The organism is Ideonella sp. P3_A4 (assembly GCF_056403075.1).
In genome coordinates, this window is record NZ_JBFUGE010000664.1 from 1 (window position 1) to 3,118 (window position 3,118).

2 protein-coding genes and 1 pseudogene are annotated in these 3,118 nt (G+C 58.3%); all 3 read left to right on the forward strand.

Annotated elements, in window-relative coordinates:
• Window positions 1–193: pseudogene (locus AC1DYI_RS30775) on the forward strand (Crp/Fnr family transcriptional regulator); the annotation flags it as partial.
• Between the two features lie 218 nt (window positions 194–411).
• A complete protein-coding gene (locus AC1DYI_RS30780) occupies window positions 412–1,740 on the forward strand; it encodes a right-handed parallel beta-helix repeat-containing protein (protein ID WP_477207917.1) in 1,329 nt (442 codons plus the stop codon).
• Between the two features lie 175 nt (window positions 1,741–1,915).
• The coding region (locus AC1DYI_RS30785; protein ID WP_477207918.1) for a hypothetical protein at window positions 1,916–3,118 on the forward strand (1,203 nt) is incomplete at its 3' end.

Below are 3,118 nucleotides of genomic sequence, written 5' to 3' on the forward strand. Positions count from 1 at the left end.
ACGTACCGAACGGCGCGAAATGGAGTTCCTCACCAAGACAGCGGAAGAACGCTACCTGCGTTTTCTGGTCGAGTACGAAGAGTTCGCGACCATGATCCCGCAGAAGGACATCGCCAGCTACATCGGCGTCACCCCCGTCGCCCTGAGTCGCATCAAGTCACGGTTGCGGCACAGGGCACTCGACGAACAGTGAGGGCACTTTCGGTCGCCTGCAGCCAACTGGAATGACCAGTGGCCGCATACCCGAAGTTACGCCAAACGTTAACCCAGGATAACGACGGCGCACGCGTTCTTGCAGAGACTTGACATCGAATCGATCCGTTCAAGGAGCTCTCTATGAAGTGTGAATTCAGGTTCCCGAATGTGTTGCTCGCCGCGTCGGCGGCCACATCCATGAAGCGACTTCCGGCCATGTTGATGCTGGTTGCGGCCTGTGCCATCCCGACCACTGCCAGTGCCGCCGATCAATACGTGCGAGCCGATGCGACCGGAAACAACACGGGCATCGATTGGGTCAATGCCTATACAGCGCTGCCGAAATCCTTGAAGCGCGGAGACACCTACTACCTGGGTGACGGCATCTACCCGGGGCGCAGATTCGGAACGAAGACGAAAGGAACGACGCCCATCACGATCAAGAAGGCCACGGTGTCCGACCACGGAACCAGTGCGGGTTGGAGCGACGCCTATGGCGATGGCCAAGCCGTCTTCACCGGCGGCTTGGCATTCACGTCGTCCCATTGGTTGCTCGACGGGCAAACCGGCGGTGGCGCCGTGAACAACTGGGGCGGGTTGTTTGGCATCAAGATCGTTGAAAGGCGCGATGAGGTGCCCCTCATCAAGATCGCCGACCAGAACGTGAAGGCCGATCACATCACGATTCGTCACGTCGAGCTGCATGGCAAAGGCTCGGCCAGCGACCACGGTGGGTCCTTCTCGAACGACGGTCTGGCCGTCTATGGGGCCACCGGTGTGACCCTGTCGTACTTCCGGATGGTTGGCATCGGCCGCGGCCCCTTCTTCGTCAGCCCGCACAAGCTGGTGGTGGAACACGGTTGGGTCGAGTCCTTCCACGGCTCCAGCGACGTTCACTCTGAAGTGGCCAGCATCTGGGGCTTCGCCGGCAACGTGGGCAACGTCACTTTCCGCCACAACCTGTTCACCGATATCCAAAGCACCGGCGGAATCATGTGGGACAACTCGTCCAACACGCAGGCCAAGTTGAGCATCTACGGGAACGTGTTCTACAAGCCCCCGGGCGCCCACTGGCAGCAAGCCAATGGGCTCATTGGCGGGTGGACAGGCGGCGCTGGCGAAGAGTTTCACAACGTCGCCGTCTACAACAACACCTTCATCAATGTGGACCAGGAAAGCCTGAGCACATTCCCGAACGTGTCCTCTGGCAACGTGGCCTACAACAACCTCTTCTACAACTGCCAAAGCCCGGACTTCGCCAAGTTCGGCAAGCACGACAACAACCACTTCATCAATTCGGGCGGCAACCACTCAGAGCCCGCAGGCACCAGCGCTGCTGGCGGCGACCCGTTTGTCGACTACCTGAACCTTGATTTCCGCCTCAAGCTGGGCACAGTGGCAGGTGCCACCCTGGCTGAACCATTCAATATCGACGGGTATGGCACGGTCCGCGGGCTCGACGGTGCGTGGGACCGCGGCGCGTTTGAGTTCGAAGCAGCTGACACTGGTGCCCCTCGTGATGCGGGCCCGGTCAACCTGAAGTGACTGGCATCGGGGCAGGCGCCTGCGACGCGGGCCTCTACCTCATCCCGTCGGCGTCGACAGGCTGCCAGTGCAACCCTCTTTCGCGCAACGCCGCTTGCTCCGAAAACGGCCGTTGCTGTGGTCAGCCGGTCCCTCTGCGCGCTACCGCCAAATCTTCTTCGAAGGACTTGCTCCCATGAACTCATTTCCGTGGCTGGCCGCATCGCTCGCGGCGACAGCATTCGGCCCGGCGTTTGCCGCCAACACGTCTCATCCCGTGGTGATCCAAATTGATGCCGCAAGCACCCTGGGGCCTTATCGTTCTGATATTGGCCGACGGACCTTCGGCAGCGGTATTGAGTTTGTGACATCTCAATGGCGCTGGACATTTGACAATCTCAGCGACGTCGGAGGAACACCGGTGTCGTCCAAGACTGCCGACACGATCGACAGCTTGGCCCTGGGTACCTTGCGCTTCCCTCACGGCAACAGCTCATATCTGTATATTTGGGATGATCCGATTCACAGCTATCCCAGCTTGCCCCACCCTACGCAATGGAATGCGTATTTGACCCCAAGTGAAATAAACCACTATACCGCTGCGGACAACCTTGATATGGAACGCCTGTTCGAAGTCAACACTGTCTTCTGGCTCAAATACGACCCTTGGGGCTTCCAGTACATCAATAAGAACCAGTTCAGCAACCCGCCGTTGCCCCCGGAAATCGAGACTGCCAATCTGTCCATTGCTGCATCAAAGGCTGCCGCCTGGGTTGCCAGCCCCGAAGGCGCCACCACCTTGTGGTGGGAAGTTGGCAACGAAGATTGGTCACGCTGGAATGCAACCCAACACGCCGATATATTTTATGAATTTCAGGAGAAGATGAAAGCAGCGCGGCCGGACATCAAACTGCTGGCGCAGGGGCTGGCAGAGGACTACCAGGAGAACAAGGCCAAGGCTTGGCTGAATGCCCTGAAGTCGAAGCTCGGCGACGCCAATAAGCTGGATCGCGTTTATGCCTATTCCATTCATAAGTATCTTTCCGCCAAACCTTATGAGGGAGCTAGTTTGGAGGCGCGGCGGATTAAGCAGACCCAGGAGATGCTCTACGAGGTGGATCGAGGGGCTGAAATCGAAAACGTCAAGGAATTGCTCGGTACGGATGATCCCAAGTCACCCACGCGGTCGTGGAAGATTTGGATGACCGAATTCAATGTGCTTCAGAACAACGCGGCAGGTGAGTTTCAGGTGTTGCAAGACATGGGCCACGCCTTGGTGATCGCCGACTGGACGGGCAAGCTGCTGGAGCAGAATGTCGAGCGCATGTTCTATCATTCTCTGGATACCCACCCCGCTTTCTCTCTTGTTCAGTATGCCAACGGTACTCATCCCGGGAAT

What these genes read in the sequence shown, in the direction of transcription:
- AC1DYI_RS30780 (WP_477207917.1), top strand. Translation starts at nt 412, where the DNA reads ATGTTGATGCTGGTTGCGGCCTGTGCCATCCCGACCACTGCCAGTGCC.